Here is a 16,012-nt window from a genome sequence, read left to right as displayed (position 1 = left end):
GATGTCATGAAGCGGTTGCCGGGAGGAGGACGAAATGCGGCGAGCGAAAGCCGCCGCGCTAATCGCGCGGCGGCTTTGAGACGCCGGTTCCGAGCCTCTGTCAGGGGGCCAGCTTGCCGAGTTCGGCGCGGTGCGCTTCCACCACCGGCACAATCTCTGCTGCCGCCTGCTTGAGTGCGACCGCCTCGCCCGAGGCAGCATAGCCTTGGTGCAGCGCCAGTGCCGCACCATGCGCGGTCTTCTGGTGGTCGAGATAGATTTTGTCGATACCCGCGGCATCGGCGGCCTTGATGTCCGCCAGCATCTTCTCCTGGTCGGGAGCAAGTGTCGGTGCCGGCGCCTCGACCCCGGCGCTCGCGGCGGCCGCCTTCACTTTCGCGGTCGATTTTCCGTGATTGTCGATCATCATCTCGGCAAAGGCCCTGACCTTTGCATCTTTCGATTTGGCGAGCAGGGCTTTCGACGATTCGACCGCCCAGAGGTCGCCGGCACCCGCCTGCGCGACATAATCGGCCGTGCTGACTGCTTGCGCCGGCGTTGCGGCGGCCGGACCGGGCTCGGATGCCACAACGGCCGTGTCAGCAGACGCGGCGGCTTGCTCCTCGTCGCGCGTATCGGGTCCGCCGCATCCCGCGACGATCGCGGCGACCGCCGCGGCTCCAATCCATGTCTTCATCTCGTCTCTCCTCAAATGATCTTCTGCGCCTTGGCCTCTCGGCTTTTCCGCATGCAAGACCGGGTCGCAGCGCGCGCGGCCCGGTCTTTCACCCGGAATGCGGGGGCGGAGGTCAGCTGCGCTGTTTGCCCTGGTCCTTGCTTCCCGACTGCTTGTCGGCTCCCGACTGGCTCTTGCTGCCGTCCTGCTGCTGCTGGCTGCCCTTGCCGGACGAGCTACCCTGCTGCTTGCCGTCTTTCTTCTCATTCTGTGCCATGACGCATCCTTTCCATGCGGCCCGAGGCGGGCCAATATGGAAACCCCGCGCTTGTCCGGCTTGTTGCGTGAAAGAGGAGCCGGGTTGATCGAAGTTATACGCTTTTGGCGTGCGGCAACGGTCCGGGACGCCGTGCGTGTTCCGGCCGCCTTTCGCGACGGCGCGGCCGCGTGGCGGTGGGGCGAGGCGGGCAGGCGCGTTCGGCGCTTCGCCAGACTTATCATGCGTGCGGGAGGGCGGCGGCGCGGCGCCGGTGCGGCCAAAAAGGGCTCGGCGCGCGGCGCGGCTCGCAGTCGCCTGACGCACCTTCAACCGAGGCAGGCGACGATCGCCTCGATCACCGCGATCGTCTCCCTGGGGTCGCGCACGCGCACCGTGTCGAGTCCTAGCAACTTCGCCGGATAGTCGTTGCCGCCCGGAAAGATAGCGTCGCCGATGAAGATCATGTCGCCGAGCGCGATTCCGCTCTCGGCGCTCAGCTTCTTGAGCCCATAGCCCTTGTCGACGCCCTCGCGCGTGACGTCGATCGAGGTCGCGCCGCCCATGTTGATCGACAGGCCCGGGAGCCGCTCGCCGAGATCCGCCTGGATGATCCGCCGCTTCGCGAAGTCGGGATCCCAGACTTCCTTGGCGGCGATCGGCGCCTGCTGGCCGAGCGCCGAGAAAGTGATCTGGCTGCCGCGGTCCTCGATGCGATCGCCCCAGACTTCCTCGGGAACGAACCCCGTCGCCTCGAGCGACGCGTCGAAGGCGGCGAGGATGCGCGCCTTTTCCTCGTCGCTGAACAGCTCGGCATAAAGCGGCGTCCAGCCGCCGCCGCGGTGGACGAAAAGCTTCGTGCCCGTCGTCGGCATCAGCCAGAGCCGACCCCGATCGGCGTCTGCCGGAAGCCGGCTCGCGACCTGCTTGTCGAACTGCGGCCAGTCGCCGCCCGAAATCACCGCGACCTCGGCGACGCCCAGGAGCTTCGCGATCGCCGTGCCCATCTCCGGGGCGAGCGGCTGCTTGCTTTCCGCCAGGGTTCCATCGAGATCGAAGGCGACGAGTTTCTTCATGATTGTCTCCTCTGTTCGCTGTCGCCGACGCTGAGCCGACAAAGCATCCCAATCGCCTGAGGCCTTCCGAAGTTCCTGCGGGCACCTCGCCCCGACCTACCTCGCGGGCAAAATGTCAAAGACGGGGCTACGAGCACGGCGGGAGCGGGCGTGGCGGGGACGGATGGCGGGCCGTCGTTGTCGGCATGCCGCGGCCGCGGCAAGGTCGGGGCCGCTCGCTGGGCGACCCGCGAGCCTAACGCAACGAGTTCGGCTTTGGAGGCGTTAGCGTGTCGATGACGAGGAAAGCCATTCGATGACCCCGCGCTGGCCTTCGGTGCTCTGGGTGGTTCGCCACGGCCAGAGCGCGGGCAATGTCGCGCGCGATGCCGCCGACGCGGCGGGTGACCTGCGCATCGCGCTCGACCACCGCGATGTCGACGTGCCCCTCTCGGCGCTGGGCGAGCAACAGGCACGGGCGCTCGGCGCCTGGTTCGCCGCGGGCGAGGAAGACGGCCGCCCCGAGATCATGCTCGCCTCGCCCTATGTGCGGGCCGTGCAGACCGCCGAAATCTTCCGCGGCGCAGGAGGCTGCGCGGCCGACGAGAAAATCTGCATCGACGAGCGGCTGCGCGAGAAGGAGTTCGGCATCCTCGATGGCCTCACGCGCCGCGGCATCGAGGCGGCGCATCCCGATCAGGCCGAATTCCGGCTGGCGCTCGGTAAATTCTATCACCGCCCGCCGGGCGGCGAAAGCTGGTGCGACGTGATCCTGCGCCTCCGCTCACTGCTCGACACCGTCTCGCTCCATTATGGCGGGCGGCGCGTGATGATCGTCGCGCACCAGGTGGTCGTCCTTTGCCTGCGCACCATCATCGAAAATCTGGGAGAGGCCGAGATATTGGCAATCGACAGCGAAGGCGACGTCGCCAATTGCGCGATCACCGAATATCGCTTCGACGCTGACGTGGGCCGCGACGGCAACCTCGTCCTGTCGCGCTACAATGTGACTGCGCCAATGGAGGGCGAAGTCCCCGTCACCCGCGAACCCGATGCGATGGTGGCCGCGCGTGGCTGAGGCAACCCCGCTCGACACCGCCTGGCTCAAGGCGCATCCGCTTCCCGATCATCATGACAATGTCGACAAGAACGGACGCGGCCGGGTGCTCGTGATCGGCGGTTGCCGCCGGGTGCCCGGCGGCATGCTGCTGACCGCCGAGGCGGCGTTCCGCGCCGGGGCGGGCAAGGTGACGATCGCGACGATCGCCTCGGCCGCGATCCCGATCGGCATCGCCTTTCCGGCCTGCGCCGTCGTCGCGCTCCCCGAAACCGAAGCGGGCGAGATTGCGCCCGAGGCGGCCGAACTGCTGCTCGCCGAGGTGGCGCTGCACGACGCCATCGTCTTTGGACCCGCGATGATCGACGCCGACATCGTCCGGACCCTGCTCGAAGCCCTGCTGCCGGCGCTGCCCGAGGACATCTTCCTCCTCCTCGATGCCGTCGCGCTGCGCGCGGCGGCCGCGCATTCGGATGCGATCCGGGCGCGCGCCGCGCACACAATCCTCACCCCACACGAAGGCGAACTTGCCGCGATGCTCGATGTAGCGAAGGAGGAGGTCGCGAGCGACCCGCTCGCGTCGCTCGGCAAGGCCGCCGACCGGTTCGGCGCGGCGGTGATGGTCAAGGGCGCGACGAGCCATCTCATCGCCGAGGGGAGCTGCCTGGCGTATGCGGGCGGCGGGCTCGGCCTTGCCGTCAGCGGCTCGGGCGACGTGCTGGCGGGCCTCATCGCCGGGCTCGGCGCGCAAGCCCTCTCGCCCCTGCAGGCGTCCGCCTGGGGCATCTGGCTGCACGGCGAAGCGGGGCGGCGGCTCGGCGAAACCATGGGGCCGCTCGGCTATCTTGCGCGCGAGCTGCTGCCGCTCGTCCCGGGGCTGATGCGCGGTGTCTGAGCTCGATCTCCTCGACCCCGATCTCCTGCTGCCGATTGCGGGGGCGGTCATCGCCGGCGCGATTATCGGCGGCGAGCGCGAATATCGCGCGAGCCCGGCGGGCCTGCGCACCCATATCCTCGTCGCGCTGTCCTGCTGTCTCCTCATGCTGTCGGCCGTTCACCAGATGGAATGGCTCACCGACACGCCGACCGAGGTCGTGCGCATCGATCCCGTGCGCATGGCGCATGGCGTGCTCACCGGCATCGGTTTCCTGTGCGGCGGCGTGATCTTTCGCGAGGGGCTCAATGTGCGCGGGCTCACCACCGCTGCATCGCTCTGGATGACCGCGACGCTCGGCATCCTGTTCGGCGTAGGCTTCTACGAACTCGCCATCTTCGGCGGCGTCGCGACCTTCCTCGTGCTCGCTGCCGTCACCTGGACCGAGCGCCACGCGCCGCAGCGGCGTATCGCGCATGTCACGCTCGATTATCGGGCGGGCACGAGCATCGCCTCGGCCGAGGTCATCGCCTTGCTCGGGGAACATGGCCTCAAGGCGATCACCGTCGAACAGCGCCGCGCCGGCGGCGCACCCGGCTTTACCGCGATCGCCGCAGGCTATGGCGAGGAATGTGCCGATGCGCTGGCGGCGGCGCTCAGCGGGGACGATCGCATCGCCGCCTTCGACATCAGGCCGCAGCAGGGATGAAGGGTGGGGCCGGAACGGGAGCGCGCATGCCCGCTGGCCGCGACCCTTCGGGCGAGCCCGCTTATGATGCGCTCGTCATCGGCGCGGGACCCGCAGGGCTCACCGCCGCTCTCTATCTTGCGCGCTATCGCCGCCGCACCCTCGTGCTCCACGACGGACGTTCGCGCGCGCTTGGCGCGCCGATGGCCTGGAACGTGCCCGGCTTTCCCGACGGAATATCGGGAGCCGATCTCGTCGCGCGGCTCACCGATCAGGCAGGGCGATACGGTGCCGAAATCGAATTGGCGCGCGTCGACTGTCTGTCCGCAGGCGCCGGCGGTGCCCCCTTCGCGGCGCGGCTCGAGGACGGCCGCCGCCTGTCGGCGCGCGGGCTCATTCTCGCGACCGGCGTCATCACCAACGAGGCGGTGCTCGCTAGCGGCGACCATGACGCCGCCGTCCGGAGCGGCGCGCTGCGCTACTGCCCGATCTGCGACGGATTTGAGCATCGCGGGCGCAAGATCGCCGTACTCGGGTCGGACCTTCATGGCGCCGCCGAGGCGATGTTCCTGAGGCAATATACCGACGATGTGACCCTCATCCCCAAGTGGCAGGTCGAGCTCACGCCCGCGCAGCGTGCCGAACTCGCGGCCAGCGACGTGCGGATCGAGGAGCGGCAGCTGCTTCGCCTCGCGCACCGGGACAGACGCATAGCGGTGCAGCTGGAGGGTGCGGATGAGCCACTTTTTTTCGATACCCTCTATCCGGCGCTCGGATCCGAACCGCGCAGCGAATTGCTGGCGGGGCTCGGTCTCCAAGGCGACGCCAATCGCTGCCTGCCCGCCGATGCCTTTGCCGAGCCCTTGATGCCCGGCGTCTACGGCGCCGGCGATGTTCTCGCCGGGCTCGACCAGATCAGCACCGCGACGGGCCATGGCGCGGCGGCTGCGACGCGGCTTCACAACTGGCTGCGCCGTGTCGAAGGGCATGTAATGGCGGACCAGCACTGAAAGGCAAGGGGCAGGCTATCGCTTCGACGGATGCACGAAAGCTGCTCGGCCGGGCGCGTTCGGCCCACATGGTCGTTGGGCAAAACCTGCCTCGATGGATCTGGCGACGCGACGGGCGGATGGGGCGCTACCCGCCGCAGCGCGTGCAGGATTGATCTCGATCATCACGATTTTCGCGCCTTGGGGTCCCAAATCTGCTATGCAGAAGTGGCTGAGTCCCACCCTCATCGGCGTCTCTTGCGGCTGCCTGATTTTGCAGTCCGCCCTTTGCCTGAGGCGTTCCGATCGGTGCTGAGAGCAGGGTCGCGCTTGCTCCGGAACAGGAATGGAGCATGTCATGCGCCTTTTTCATCTTCTTTTTCATGGCGAGGATGCGCGCGAGCCGCGCCGCGTCGAATTTCGCGCGCCCGACGCCTATCAGGCGTTCCAGTTCGCGCTCAACGATCGCGGCAGTGCCGAGGTCGAACTATGGGACGGCGAGCAGCTTCTCGTTCGCATGAGCAAGACCGAAGCCAATCTCTGGAAGCTGCACGGCCTCCCCCCATCCCAAGGCACCGCGGGGCCCTCTGCTCAGGCAGGGGCGGCCGCCGCCTGACCCGCGCTGCGGAGGTGACGGGCGCGCGATGGACGCGTGACAGGTGGATCACGCCCGCTTGCCCGCCTCAGGCGGGCCGGCCGTCTTGCCCGGCGCAGAGGCCGAGGCATGCATCGACGAGCGCGCTCATCAGCACGGGTTTCGAGAAGAAGAAGCTGCCCTCGACCTGGCGGTCGGCAAGCGGCACATTGGCCGAGGCATAGACGACGCCGCCGCCCGGATGAGCGTCGCGATAGGCTTCCGCGAGGCTCCATCCGTCGAGAGCGCCGGCAAGCCGGATATCGGTCACGAGGATATGCGGTCGCTCCTCGCCGATCAGGAGTAGTGCGTCCTCGGCGGTTTCGACCTCGCGAACCGCGAACCCGGCTGCCTCGAGCGCCTCGACGATGTCGATGCGGACGAGCCATTCGTCTTCGGCGACGATGGCCGTGCAGAGAGGGGCGGGGGACGGGTTTGGCACGCTGATGACTTTCGCCCTGAAACATGGATCGAAGTTGAGAGGTCGCTCGGCGTCACGGCTGGGCGCATGGCAGTCTCGGCGGAACGCATCAACCACTCAAGGGTTTCTTTGCCATAGCGAATTCCCGTTTCGGGAACGCAGGGGCCATCGGAGGGGCAGGGACCATGACATATGCGTGAGACGCTGGTCGAGGACGAAGCGGCGCAAGGGGGCTTAGCCGTTCGCGAAAGTGCCGCGCACCTCGCGGCGCTCGTCGAGGGCTCGGACGATGCGATCATCAGTAAAACGCTCGATGGAACCATCACCAGCTGGAATCCCGCGGCCGAACGCATGTTCGGTTATCGTGCCGACGAGATCGTCGGCCGCTCGATCCTCACCCTCATCCCCGAGGAACGCCGCAGCGAAGAAACCGCGATCATCGAGCGTGTGCGCGCCGGCGAGCGCGTTCCGCCTTTCGAGACGGTCCGTCGGCGCAAGGACGGCAGCCTCGTCGACCTCTCGATCACCGTGTCGCCGGTGCGCCGCGCCGACGGCACGATCATCGGCGCTTCGAAGATCGCGCGCGACATCTCGGAACGAAAGGCGGTCGAGGCGCAGCTCGCCCGCCAGGCCGAGCGGCTGACCCACCTCAATCGCGCCGCCCTCCTCGTATCGCAGGATCTCGACCTCGAACGGATCGTCCAGGCGGTGACCGATATCGCGACGGAGCTCAGCGGTGCGCGCTTCGGCGCCTTCTTTTACAATGTGCTGGGCGACGAGGGCGAAAGTTACCTGCTCTTCTCGCTATCCGGCGCCCCGCGCGAGGCGTTCGAGCGCTTCGGCATGCCGCGCAATACCGCCGTCTTCGACCCGACGTTCCGCGGAGCGGGGACGATCCGGTCGGACGATATCCGCAAGGATCCGCGCTACGGCCTGAGCGCGCCGCACCACGGCATGCCGGAGGGGCATCTGCCCGTCGTGAGCTATCTCGCGGTTCCCGTCATCTCGCGCTCGGGCGCGGTGCTCGGCGGGCTTTTCTTTGGCCATGACGAGCCCGCCATGTTCAATGCCGAGGTCGAGGAGCTTGTCGAGGCCGTGGCTGCGCAGGCGGCGGTGGCGATGGACAACGCCCATCTTCACGAGGCGGCGCGCGTCGAGATCGCGGCGCGCGTGAAGGCCGAAGAGGAGCTCCAGCTCACTCTCGCCGAAATGCGCCACCGGGTGAAGAACACGCTCGCGATGGTCCAGGCGATCGCCGCGCAGACGTTTCGCGAGACGCCGGCCGCCGAGCGCCAGTCGTTCGAGGCGCGCGTCCGCGCCCTCTCCGACGCGCACGACCTCCTCACCGAGCGCCACTGGGGCACCGTATCGGCCGGTGAAATGATCGAGCGCGCGCTCCACGCTTTCGACAAGATGAAGCCGGGCCGCATCAGCCTCGCGGGGCCGGACGCCGAGGTGCCGGCTTCAAGGGCGCTGCTCGCGGCGATGGTGCTGCACGAACTAGGGACCAATGCGGTCAAATATGGAGCGCTGTCGGGCGATGCCGGCACGGTCGCGGTCGAGTGGGACATGGTGAACGAGAGCGGCCGGGATCGGCTCCGCCTGCGCTGGAGCGAGCAGGGCGGTCCCCCCGTCGCGCCTCCCGCGCGTACGGGGTTCGGCACGCGGATGCTCGAACGGGCGCTCCGCGGGCAGGGCGGCAGCGCCGCGATCGAATTCAGGCCCGAGGGTGTCTGCTGCACTCTCGAGCTTCCCGCATGACCAGCATCTTGGGCGCGGCGGGATCGCGCGAGGTTCGCGCGCTTCGTGGGTCGAGGATCGAAGGTGCGGGCCGAAGGTCGATGGTCGAAGGGAGCGGTTCGCAGGGCGGGCGTCTCAAACCTTGCTCGTGGCTGGCGAGTCCGGCGCGGCTCGGTTAAGGCGTAGCCATGGCGGGAATCGGATCACGCATCGACGAGTCGGGAATGCTGCTGCGGGTGGCAGGCGGCTTCGCGCTTCGCCGCGACCTCGGCGGCCGCTGGCGGCTCGACCTTCGCCGCACCCCCGTCGACCATGTCGAGAAGCGCGTGCGCATCACGGGCACGCTCGTCGGCGACGATCTTGTCGAGGTCGACGGCGTCGCCCCAGAAGGCGCTACCGCGGCGGGTGGTGCTCTTCCGGACAGCGGCTCGCCGATCGAAGCATAGCCGCGCCGCCACTGGCCGAAGCCGCCTGGTGGGAGGATCGTAAAGCCGGATGTCCGCAGGCGGTCCGGATGCCTCTCAATTTTGACCGGCCCAAGTAGCGGAACAAAGTTGTACGACGCCGGTTAGAGCTGCATGACCCAGACCATCGCAACCCCCGCACCCGCCGCCGATCCGGCGCGTATCGTCGTCCTTCTCTGTGCGCTGGCGCAGATCGGAGCTGCCCTATTGCCCGTGATGGGGATCGGCACGCCGGTCGGCGAGCGTTCGGACGCCGTGCAGACGCTGATAACGCCCGCGGGCTGGGCCTTCTCGATCTGGGGAGCGCTTTATCTGGGATCGCTGGTTTTCTCGCTTCTCCAGTTTACGTCGGCCGGGCGCGATAGCACCTTGTTCGCCGCGCTGCGCTGGCCGGCAGCCGGTGCTTTTCTCGGCAATGCGCTCTGGGCCACTTGGGTGCAGCTAGGCGACATCGACGCGGTATCGACCCTCATCATTTTCGGCTCGCTTGTCTCGATCCTCATCGCCTATCGCCGTATCGCTGCCTGGACGGCGCCCTTTTCGGCGGCCGAGCGCTGGGGCGCCATCCTGCCGCTGTCGGCGCTCGCTTCCTGGTTGACGGCGGCGTCGATCGTCAATGTCGCCGCCACTTTGCGCTACTATGGCGTCGACGCTGCGCCCGATGTCGCGCCGCTCATCTCCGCCGCGATTATCGTCGTCGGCGGTCTGATCGCGGCCGCGGCCCTTGCGCGGGGCAAGGGCAATCCGCCTTTCGCGCTCGTCTTCCTCTGGGCGCTGGCAGCGATCTTTGCAGCCGGCGGGCAGGAGGCCGTTGCGGTCGCGGTGGCTGCAGCGATCGCGGCGATCTTGGTGCTGATCGGAATTTCGCTGGGCTGGCGCGACGGCGGCGCGCACCATTGGTCCGCTTCGAGATCGTAATTCTGTCTCGGGGACGCTCGAGCGTCTTCGCCGCAGTCGGTTTGATTTCGAACTTTTCCGAGGTTCAGCGCGCGATCGGCACCTTCTTACGGCGAGGCGCACCGGGCATCGCCGCGTCCCTGCGGCCAGCCGCGATCCCGACCCGCGCTTGAGGCGTCTGCCGGGGCGCGGCCCCGGCGCAACGGGCTTCGCCCGTCCTCCACTGCCGTTGCGGCCCTCTGGGTGCGCCGGCGCCTGGCGGCGCCCCGGCTGCCTTTCTGCGCCGCGGGACGGGCTCGCGGGCAAGGGCAGGAGACACATCATGGGAGCCATCGGCTTCGTCAGCGGCACGATCGAGAAGGGCTTTGTCGGCGAACTTCGCACCCTCTCGATCCGGGTGCCGATCGAAATTCGCATCAACCGCGGCAAGGGGAGCGAGGTGCAGCCCGACTACCGCGTCTATTCGGACGACGTCGAGATCGGCGCGGGATGGGTGCGCCTCGCGGCTGTGTCCGAGCGGCGCTATGTGTCGCTCGCGCTCGAAGCCCCCGAGTTCGGGCAGCGACGCCTTTATGCGAACCTTGCCCGCGCGGCGGGGCAGGACAATCCCGACGCTTATGCGCTGCTCTGGAACCCCGCCGACTGACGGCGTTAGAGAAACACGCGGTTTATCCTCGCACTGGCTGCAATAGCTGGTGCGCAGGAGGCGCCGCGTTGATAGGGTGACGACGATGAAAAGCGGTATCGACCATCTTCCCCCGCACAAGCAGCGCGAACTCGAGCGCGTCGTCGAGATTATCTTCGAAGAATTCGAGGATGCGCTGGCGCTCGCGACGCAGGGCTGGAAGAAGAAGGGGCGCATCTCGAAGATCATTCTCTACGGCAGCTATGCTCGCGGCGGCTGGGTCGACGAGCCGCACACCGCCAAGGGCTATCAGTCGGACTATGATCTGCTGATCATCGTCAACGATAAGCGGCTGACCGATCGGGCCGATTATTGGTCGAAGCTCGACGACCGGCTCATTCGGGAATTGTCGGTAACGAAGACGCTGCGGACGCCGGTGAACTTCATCGTGCACAGTCTCGACGAGGTGAATAGCGGGCTGTCGCAGGGGCGCTATTTTTTCATGGACGTCGCGCGCGACGGGATCGCGCTTTACGAAGCCGAGGACAGCGAGCTTGCCGAGCCGCAGCCGAAGACGCCGCATGCGGCGCTCGAGATGGCGCGGGAATATTTTGAAGAGTGGTTTCCGAGCGCTGGCAAGTTTAAACGCGCCGCTGAGTTCCTCATCTCTGAAGATGGGCTACGCGAGGCGGCGTTTAATCTTCATCAGGCGACAGAGCGTTACTACCACTGTGCGCTACTCGTCTGCAGCTTCTACACACCGCATGTGCATAATCTCGCCTTCCTGCGGACGCAGGCTGAACGCATCGATCCGCGCTTGGCTAAAGCATGGCCGCGCCTCGAAAAGATCGATCGCTCGCGTTTCGAGAAGCTCAAGGAGGCTTACATCAAGGCGCGCTACTCGAAGCACTACAGCATTTCTGAGGCAGAGTTGGCTTGGCTGGGCGAGCGCATTGCTGACTTGGCAGGCATGGTTGAACTGGTGTGCCGCGAGCGCATTGCGCTGTTGGAGGCGACCGCGCGCGACGCTGGCTGAGGTTCCAAAAGCAAAGGGCCCTGCCGTGGCAGAGCCCTCTCTTCTTTCGGCGCAGAGGGTCTCCCGCCGAAAGATGCCCCTTTTGCCTCCGGGGTCGCACGGAAGCATTAGACCGGCGACAATAAGGCTCTGCTGGTTCGTGGCAATAAACACAGGTTAAGTCGGCGAACTTAGTTTTTGATCGCCGTCCCGATACGATACGGTCCCTTGCGTCGGGCGAGGGGCTTACCTTTCCAGCTAAGCTGCACCAGATTGCTCGCGAGCATGCCGTCGATTGCCGCATGGACGGCGGGCATGGCGCTGCGCCATTTAGGCCCGCGGGTTATCGCGCGAGCGACCTCACTCGGACATACTGATCCATCGGCCGTCCGCGCGGCCAGAAGCGCGAGAGCAGCTTCTTGTACTTTATTGTCCACGCTTGCCCGCACTACGCGAAGATCGCCCTTTGGTCATAGGGTCGGGTTTCGGTGGCGGTTTCCATCCCTGAGGCGGCGTCATGCGTTGCTGGCTCGTGCCGAGCCCCATTGCGCCGGGCTGCTGCCGCTCGATGCCGGACAGGTCCGCTCGCTCTACCGCCTCGGGCGCCGCGCCGCCGCGTAAAAGATTGATCTGGTCTCGGCAGCGGCGTGCCTCTTCGAAGTCGAGCGCGTCGACAGCGGCTTGCATTCTTTTCTGAAGTGCTTCGATCGCCTTGGACATTCTCGCTATACGCCTGACCCGAGCATTGGCCGCATCCTATTTGGAGCGTCTGCATTTCGCCGCATAAGTTGCACACGAAACGATGTGTTGCGCTGCGGCATCAGTGGGAAAGAATCGCCGAACCGGTGCGGCAATTCCTATGGTGTCTTCCTCGCGCTGAAGTATGTGCCACCCGCGACCCGATGAAGGGGCTCCTTCATCACAAAAACTTGGCGGCCTTTCCGGCCGCCTTTTTTTTTTGGGCTGATTGCAACTCCGGCGACCGGCGGCTCAGCGCCCGATCTCGGCCGTTTCGAGACCCGTCGGACTGTGCCCGAAAGCGGTCATTCACCGAATGTTCGAGCCGAGGCCACATCGCGCCTGCTGGTGGCCATTCAGGCACGAGCGCGGAAATCTCGAAAACAGTTGTTTGTTTAAGCAGCGATTAAAAGTCGGTGCGTTAGGGGCGCCAGTCGGTTGTGAAATCCAGTGCGTGGATTAGGCCCGTTAAATTGCAGCATTGGATATCAAAAGGGGCGCACGCATCCGGTATTTTGCGCTTCCCGCGACGCTGATTCGGGGCGGCGACCTCGAATGTCACGACAGTGCGGTTCGCCGGGTCGGTAAGCGCGTAAGATATCAAAAAGGGATCTCGGCCGAGAAGCTCAACTTCGTCTTCGTTGAGATTTTCTCCGTAACCTAATGAAAGCACCACGGCGATGACGTCGGGGTCTGCTTCCTCATCGAGGACGAGTGCGTCCTTTACGTCGGCCTCACGCAACCAATCGACTAGTTCGCCCTTGCCGACGATAATCTCTTCGTACTGCTCTATCGGGACCTTGACTTGGCCAGTCTCGCCTTGGTGCAGGAGCCAGCGCCAAAAGACCGGAAAACGCCTCAGCGGATAGAACCCGCGATCGCCACGAATTAGCGTATCGGCATCGAGCAGGTAGAGCATGTCAGGCGGCCCGCTCGGTCATGCGGCCGACTGCCGTCGGCTTTACGCCCAAGACCTTGCCCGCCTTCGTGGATGTCAGCGCCCCGCCGGCGACCATCCTATTTACGAGCTGAATTAGCCCTTGCCCGACTCGATGGCCTCGAACGACGTAATAGTTCGGCTGCCCCTTAGCCCGTCCCGCCGCCGCTTCGGCTCGCTCGACGTCAAGCTGGGCGCAGATCGCCTGATATTTGTTGGAGGTGATCATTCCCTCTCGAAGCAGGTTATAGGCCACCATTTTGCGGCTCAGGTGTCTTGCGTGTGCGAATTCGCCGATGGCCTCAATTAGGGGTGGAATCGGCGCGCCAGCTGGTAATTGATCCAATTCGCCCGGCTGAAGCAGATACGCCGCGGCGGCGCGGTCGCAGAGGCGTTCAATCTCGAGATCGGCACGATAGCCGCTGATGCCGCTCTGCCCAAGGAAGACGTGCCCGAGCTCATGTAGAAGGGTGAACGGCCAAGCCGCGCGCGCATCATTTTCGTTGATGACGATGAAGGGTGCGACCGGATCAGCCATGGCAAAGCCACGGAAGACCTCCGCGTCGATGGCCGTGTGGAACGTGCCAAGATTCCCCATCAGAATGACAAATACACCCGCGCGCTCGGTTGCGTCTCGAAGCAACCGAAAAGCGTCGTCCTTGGTTCGCGCTGCGCGGAAGTCCTCACGACTGACCCCGAGGGTTTGCATCATCACGTCAGCGAGGCGAGCGGGCCCATCCTGAACCAGCATAGAGCCGACGATGTCGAGTGGCTCGGCCTCTTGCGCATCTTCGAGCGCAGTGGCGACAATCGCCTGACGCGCCTTCACGTCTCGTACAAGCGCATTGACCAAAGATTCGCTACCAAGGCGCTGCTCAGGGATCGTGCGGAAGTCGTGCGTGTTCGGGCCCGGCTTGGGCGGCTCGGCGAGGTAGAACGCGAGTAAGGGGCGACGATACTTCTTCGCCATTTCGACCAACTGCCGGCGGCTCGGTTGCCTTTCGCCCGCTTCCAATTCAGAGAGCGCATCCACGGCGTTTGCGCCCGTTAGCCCTATTGCTCGCGCGGCTTCGGCGACGTCAAACCCGGCGCTTTCGCGTGCCCAAGTCAGGATATCGGGATTAACTTTCGGCATAGCTTGAAAGCAGCTAAGCACGAATTCGCAGAAAGCGCACCGCTATTTACGAACAAGTGCGAAGCAAATTCCTCGAATGGCATGTCGGGACGTATCGAGGGATCAGTGGCAAACGGCTGTAAAACCACCCGATGCAACGGGAATGGTCGCGAACGCAGTTGGGCCCGAATCATAGAACCGCTCACTTCGGAGTGGCTCTGGCGAGCGTCCGCTTCATTTGCGCCGCTGAACTCAGGGAAAAGTGGGAGACCTCGATGCGCGCCATTTCCAGGAAGGGATTCGTCGTACGGGTGCCGGCGGCGTAGAACGCGATATGGGCACCAGCTTATTTGACCGTTCGATCGAAATCGACATGGCCGAATATGTGCGGCGCGCGCAGCACTGGTTTGGCGTCCGTCGCACCGACACGGGCGCGTTCGAGGAGCGACTTCGCGCGGGATTTGCGTTCGGAGCGGGTGATCATTACGCAGAGAACCGTATCGAATGCAGCCGACATCTCGGCATGTTCTCGTTCGAACTATTTCGGGCGATGATTTGCGGCGGCCAGTCGTTCAAGCCTGTCATTGTGATCATTATGTGGGAGCGGCTCGTTGCGTCCGGCGTGATCATGAAGACGTTTGCAGCGATGCCGGGGATCGTTTTTGCCGACCATCAGATCCTTGAACACGTGCTCTATGGCCATATCGACGACGACAGTTTCGCCAATCTCTTTGCATCGCCGGCGCGCCTGCCGCAGCGTTATGCCGGCGCGATCGCGGCAGTGGACGTCCTCAAGGGCGGAGATATCTATCGCGGGACCGCCTTCGTTGTGCGTCACGAGGGCCAGCAGTATCTCGTGACGGCCAAGCATAATGTCGATCCGGACGAAGATGTCGTAGTCGAGGCAGTGACGTCGGAGGCGGGCGCGCGCCTTATCCTCAATCCGATAATCCGGTCGCCGGATTACGATATCGCCGTCGCCGCCTTGGCCGAGCCGATCGTCGGCCCCTGCTTCGCGCTCTCGGACAATATAGACTTGTTCGACGAGTTGTTCACGCTCGGCTATCCGCTCGTGCCGCGCGCTAACTCGCTGCTGCTCGGCCACCGGGGCGAAATGAATGGCCGTGCACAACTCTACGAGGAGCGATGTCCGGCGCTGATCATCTCGAATCTCGTTTCGCCCGGGAGCAGCGGCGGCCCGGTTCTGACGCGCGACGGACGCTGTGTCGGGATGACGATCAACTGGCTCGAAGGCGAGCGCAAGGTCCAGGAAACGCGTCAGGAAAAGGACGATGATGAGGACCGGGAGGAGAAGGAAAAGGCGTGCGAATGCGCGGCCGCGGTGCCAGCGGCTTCGGCGAGCGAGCGGATGCGCTTCTCCGCAGCCCTACCGGCCGAACTGCTTCGCAACCTTATCGACCATTGCTCGGAAGGCCGGGCGGTGTGACCGGATCCGCGCCCGGGCCCGCCATCCACGCGAGAAAGCTTGCTTCCGCGGCCTTGGCATCGACCGGCTTTGTCTCATCGCTGAAGGTTGCCGTGACATATTCGCGAAGATTTGCTGCCTTAGGCGGCGAGACGACGGACCATTTCACGATTGCCGCTTCAAAATATTGTCGGGCCAACTTGGTGTGGCCGCGGGTCAGCAACAATTCGCCCACCCATTGGCGAATATAGGCCTGATTTTCAAAGAACGCGGATTTTTCGTCCTCGATGAGCGACGCCGACTTCCGGTAGCAGGCCAGAGCGGTATCGGTCTGCCCCATCAAGTGCAGGCTGAGGATCAGCGTGCAATAGGCACCCCCTTCGTGGGGTGATCGGCGTGCAAAAAGGACCCCTTCATCCCGGGGATT

Annotated in this window: 20 protein-coding genes; 11 read left to right on the top strand and 9 right to left on the bottom strand. The window is 65.2% G+C overall.

Annotated elements, in window-relative coordinates; translation table 11 throughout:
* Window positions 1-100 precede the first annotated feature (100 nt).
* From AC3WS4_RS00100 to AC3WS4_RS00090, 3 genes are all read right to left on the bottom strand, one after another.
* Window positions 101-676 (bottom strand): DUF4142 domain-containing protein, encoded by a 576-nt coding sequence (locus AC3WS4_RS00100; RefSeq protein WP_492740329.1) that lies wholly within the window; start codon window positions 674-676, stop codon window positions 101-103.
* A gap of 112 nt (window positions 677-788) precedes the next feature.
* Window positions 789-932 carry a hypothetical protein gene (locus AC3WS4_RS00095; protein ID WP_193749121.1) on the bottom strand — a complete coding sequence of 48 codons (144 nt, stop codon included), beginning with the start codon at window positions 930-932 and terminating at the stop codon, window positions 789-791.
* 308 nt (window positions 933-1,240) lie between these two features.
* On the bottom strand, window positions 1,241-1,987 hold the full coding sequence (locus AC3WS4_RS00090; RefSeq protein WP_054728021.1) for an HAD-IIB family hydrolase: 747 nt from the start codon (window positions 1,985-1,987) through the stop codon (window positions 1,241-1,243).
* Between the two features lie 295 nt (window positions 1,988-2,282).
* On the opposite strand from AC3WS4_RS00090, the gene AC3WS4_RS00085 reads away from it, so the two are divergent.
* The 5 genes from AC3WS4_RS00085 to AC3WS4_RS00065 all read left to right on the top strand — a co-directional run bounded on the left by AC3WS4_RS00085 (window position 2,283) and on the right by AC3WS4_RS00065 (window position 6,190).
* Window positions 2,283-3,044, top strand: coding sequence for a histidine phosphatase family protein (locus AC3WS4_RS00085; RefSeq protein WP_062179329.1), 762 nt, complete (start codon window positions 2,283-2,285; stop codon window positions 3,042-3,044).
* On the top strand, window positions 3,037-3,918 hold the full coding sequence (locus AC3WS4_RS00080) for an NAD(P)H-hydrate dehydratase (protein ID WP_238586601.1): 882 nt from the start codon (window positions 3,037-3,039) through the stop codon (window positions 3,916-3,918). Before AC3WS4_RS00085 ends, AC3WS4_RS00080 begins: the two co-directional genes overlap by 8 nt.
* A complete protein-coding gene (locus AC3WS4_RS00075) occupies window positions 3,911-4,606 on the top strand; it encodes an MgtC/SapB family protein (RefSeq protein ID WP_054728014.1) in 696 nt (231 codons plus the stop codon). Before AC3WS4_RS00080 ends, AC3WS4_RS00075 begins: the two co-directional genes overlap by 8 nt.
* Before the next feature lie 26 nt (window positions 4,607-4,632).
* The gene (locus AC3WS4_RS00070) at window positions 4,633-5,595 is read left to right on the top strand and encodes an NAD(P)/FAD-dependent oxidoreductase (protein ID WP_492740331.1); all 963 of its coding nucleotides are present in this window, start codon (window positions 4,633-4,635) and stop codon (window positions 5,593-5,595) included.
* Between the two features lie 337 nt (window positions 5,596-5,932).
* Window positions 5,933-6,190, top strand: coding sequence for a hypothetical protein (locus tag AC3WS4_RS00065; protein WP_145923392.1), 258 nt, complete (start codon window positions 5,933-5,935; stop codon window positions 6,188-6,190).
* Window positions 6,191-6,257: 67 nt separating this feature from the next.
* On the opposite strand, the gene AC3WS4_RS00060 is transcribed toward AC3WS4_RS00065, so the two are convergent.
* Window positions 6,258-6,650, bottom strand: a complete 393-nt coding sequence (locus tag AC3WS4_RS00060; protein ID WP_054728006.1) for a response regulator — start codon at window positions 6,648-6,650, stop codon at window positions 6,258-6,260.
* Window positions 6,651-6,821: 171 nt separating this feature from the next.
* Between AC3WS4_RS00060 and AC3WS4_RS00055 the strand changes: the two genes are divergently transcribed.
* From AC3WS4_RS00055 to AC3WS4_RS00035, 5 genes are all read left to right on the top strand, one after another.
* Entirely contained in the window at window positions 6,822-8,390 is a 1,569-nt protein-coding gene (locus AC3WS4_RS00055; protein WP_062179339.1) for a sensor histidine kinase, read from the top strand.
* A gap of 167 nt (window positions 8,391-8,557) precedes the next feature.
* Complete coding sequence (locus tag AC3WS4_RS00050; protein ID WP_137892546.1) at window positions 8,558-8,815, top strand: DUF5818 domain-containing protein; 258 nt, start codon at window positions 8,558-8,560, stop codon at window positions 8,813-8,815.
* Window positions 8,816-8,947: 132 nt separating this feature from the next.
* Window positions 8,948-9,751, top strand: coding sequence for a TspO-related membrane protein (locus tag AC3WS4_RS00045; RefSeq protein WP_492740332.1), 804 nt, complete (start codon window positions 8,948-8,950; stop codon window positions 9,749-9,751).
* A gap of 301 nt (window positions 9,752-10,052) precedes the next feature.
* On the top strand, window positions 10,053-10,376 hold the full coding sequence (locus AC3WS4_RS00040) for a DUF736 domain-containing protein (protein ID WP_439511475.1): 324 nt from the start codon (window positions 10,053-10,055) through the stop codon (window positions 10,374-10,376).
* Window positions 10,377-10,461: 85 nt separating this feature from the next.
* Entirely contained in the window at window positions 10,462-11,391 is a 930-nt protein-coding gene (locus tag AC3WS4_RS00035; RefSeq protein WP_492740333.1) for a HEPN domain-containing protein, read from the top strand.
* Window positions 11,392-11,561: 170 nt separating this feature from the next.
* Here AC3WS4_RS00035 and AC3WS4_RS00030 read toward each other — a convergent pair whose 3' ends face one another.
* From AC3WS4_RS00030 to AC3WS4_RS00015, 4 genes are all read right to left on the bottom strand, one after another.
* A complete protein-coding gene (locus AC3WS4_RS00030; protein WP_492742548.1) occupies window positions 11,562-11,807 on the bottom strand; it encodes a DUF3253 domain-containing protein in 246 nt (81 codons plus the stop codon).
* Window positions 11,797-12,090 carry a UvrB/UvrC motif-containing protein gene (locus AC3WS4_RS00025; RefSeq protein WP_492740335.1) on the bottom strand — a complete coding sequence of 98 codons (294 nt, stop codon included), beginning with the start codon at window positions 12,088-12,090 and terminating at the stop codon, window positions 11,797-11,799. The genes AC3WS4_RS00030 and AC3WS4_RS00025 overlap by 11 nt, the downstream gene beginning before the upstream one ends.
* 439 nt (window positions 12,091-12,529) lie before the next feature.
* Window positions 12,530-13,027, bottom strand: coding sequence for a DUF4411 family protein (locus AC3WS4_RS00020; RefSeq protein ID WP_492740336.1), 498 nt, complete (start codon window positions 13,025-13,027; stop codon window positions 12,530-12,532).
* Between the two features lies 1 nt (window position 13,028).
* Entirely contained in the window at window positions 13,029-14,180 is a 1,152-nt protein-coding gene (locus tag AC3WS4_RS00015) for an ImmA/IrrE family metallo-endopeptidase (protein ID WP_492740337.1), read from the bottom strand.
* A 241-nt stretch (window positions 14,181-14,421) separates the two neighbouring features.
* On the opposite strand from AC3WS4_RS00015, the gene AC3WS4_RS00010 reads away from it, so the two are divergent.
* Window positions 14,422-15,606: a S1 family peptidase gene (locus AC3WS4_RS00010; RefSeq protein WP_492740338.1), complete on the top strand. Its 1,185-nt coding sequence runs from the start codon at window positions 14,422-14,424 to the stop codon at window positions 15,604-15,606.
* Here the strand turns inward: AC3WS4_RS00010 and AC3WS4_RS00005 are convergent.
* Window positions 15,572-16,012: tetratricopeptide repeat protein (locus AC3WS4_RS00005; protein ID WP_492740339.1), on the bottom strand; the 441-nt coding region annotated here is incomplete at its 5' end. The genes AC3WS4_RS00010 and AC3WS4_RS00005 overlap by 35 nt on opposite strands.

This window comes from Sphingopyxis sp. EU05-FHT14B03, assembly GCF_058790875.1.
This window is presented reverse-complemented; position numbering and strand designations above follow the sequence as displayed.

Coding starts and splice junctions, on each gene's coding strand:
- AC3WS4_RS00035 (WP_492740333.1), top strand. CDS start 10,462: ATGAAAAGCGGTATCGACCATCTTCCCCCGCACAAGCAGCGCGAACTC.
- AC3WS4_RS00065 (WP_145923392.1), top strand. CDS start 5,933: ATGCGCCTTTTTCATCTTCTTTTTCATGGCGAGGATGCGCGCGAGCCG.
- AC3WS4_RS00015 (WP_492740337.1), bottom strand. CDS start 14,180: ATGCCGAAAGTTAATCCCGATATCCTGACTTGGGCACGCGAAAGCGCC.
- AC3WS4_RS00070 (WP_492740331.1), top strand. CDS start 4,633: ATGCCCGCTGGCCGCGACCCTTCGGGCGAGCCCGCTTATGATGCGCTC.
- AC3WS4_RS00045 (WP_492740332.1), top strand. CDS start 8,948: ATGACCCAGACCATCGCAACCCCCGCACCCGCCGCCGATCCGGCGCGT.
- AC3WS4_RS00100 (WP_492740329.1), bottom strand. CDS start 676: ATGAAGACATGGATTGGAGCCGCGGCGGTCGCCGCGATCGTCGCGGGA.
- AC3WS4_RS00025 (WP_492740335.1), bottom strand. CDS start 12,090: ATGTCCAAGGCGATCGAAGCACTTCAGAAAAGAATGCAAGCCGCTGTC.
- AC3WS4_RS00040 (WP_439511475.1), top strand. CDS start 10,053: ATGGGAGCCATCGGCTTCGTCAGCGGCACGATCGAGAAGGGCTTTGTC.
- AC3WS4_RS00055 (WP_062179339.1), top strand. CDS start 6,822: ATGCGTGAGACGCTGGTCGAGGACGAAGCGGCGCAAGGGGGCTTAGCC.
- AC3WS4_RS00020 (WP_492740336.1), bottom strand. CDS start 13,027: ATGCTCTACCTGCTCGATGCCGATACGCTAATTCGTGGCGATCGCGGG.
- AC3WS4_RS00095 (WP_193749121.1), bottom strand. CDS start 932: ATGGCACAGAATGAGAAGAAAGACGGCAAGCAGCAGGGTAGCTCGTCC.
- AC3WS4_RS00090 (WP_054728021.1), bottom strand. CDS start 1,987: ATGAAGAAACTCGTCGCCTTCGATCTCGATGGAACCCTGGCGGAAAGC.
- AC3WS4_RS00085 (WP_062179329.1), top strand. CDS start 2,283: ATGACCCCGCGCTGGCCTTCGGTGCTCTGGGTGGTTCGCCACGGCCAG.
- AC3WS4_RS00050 (WP_137892546.1), top strand. CDS start 8,558: ATGGCGGGAATCGGATCACGCATCGACGAGTCGGGAATGCTGCTGCGG.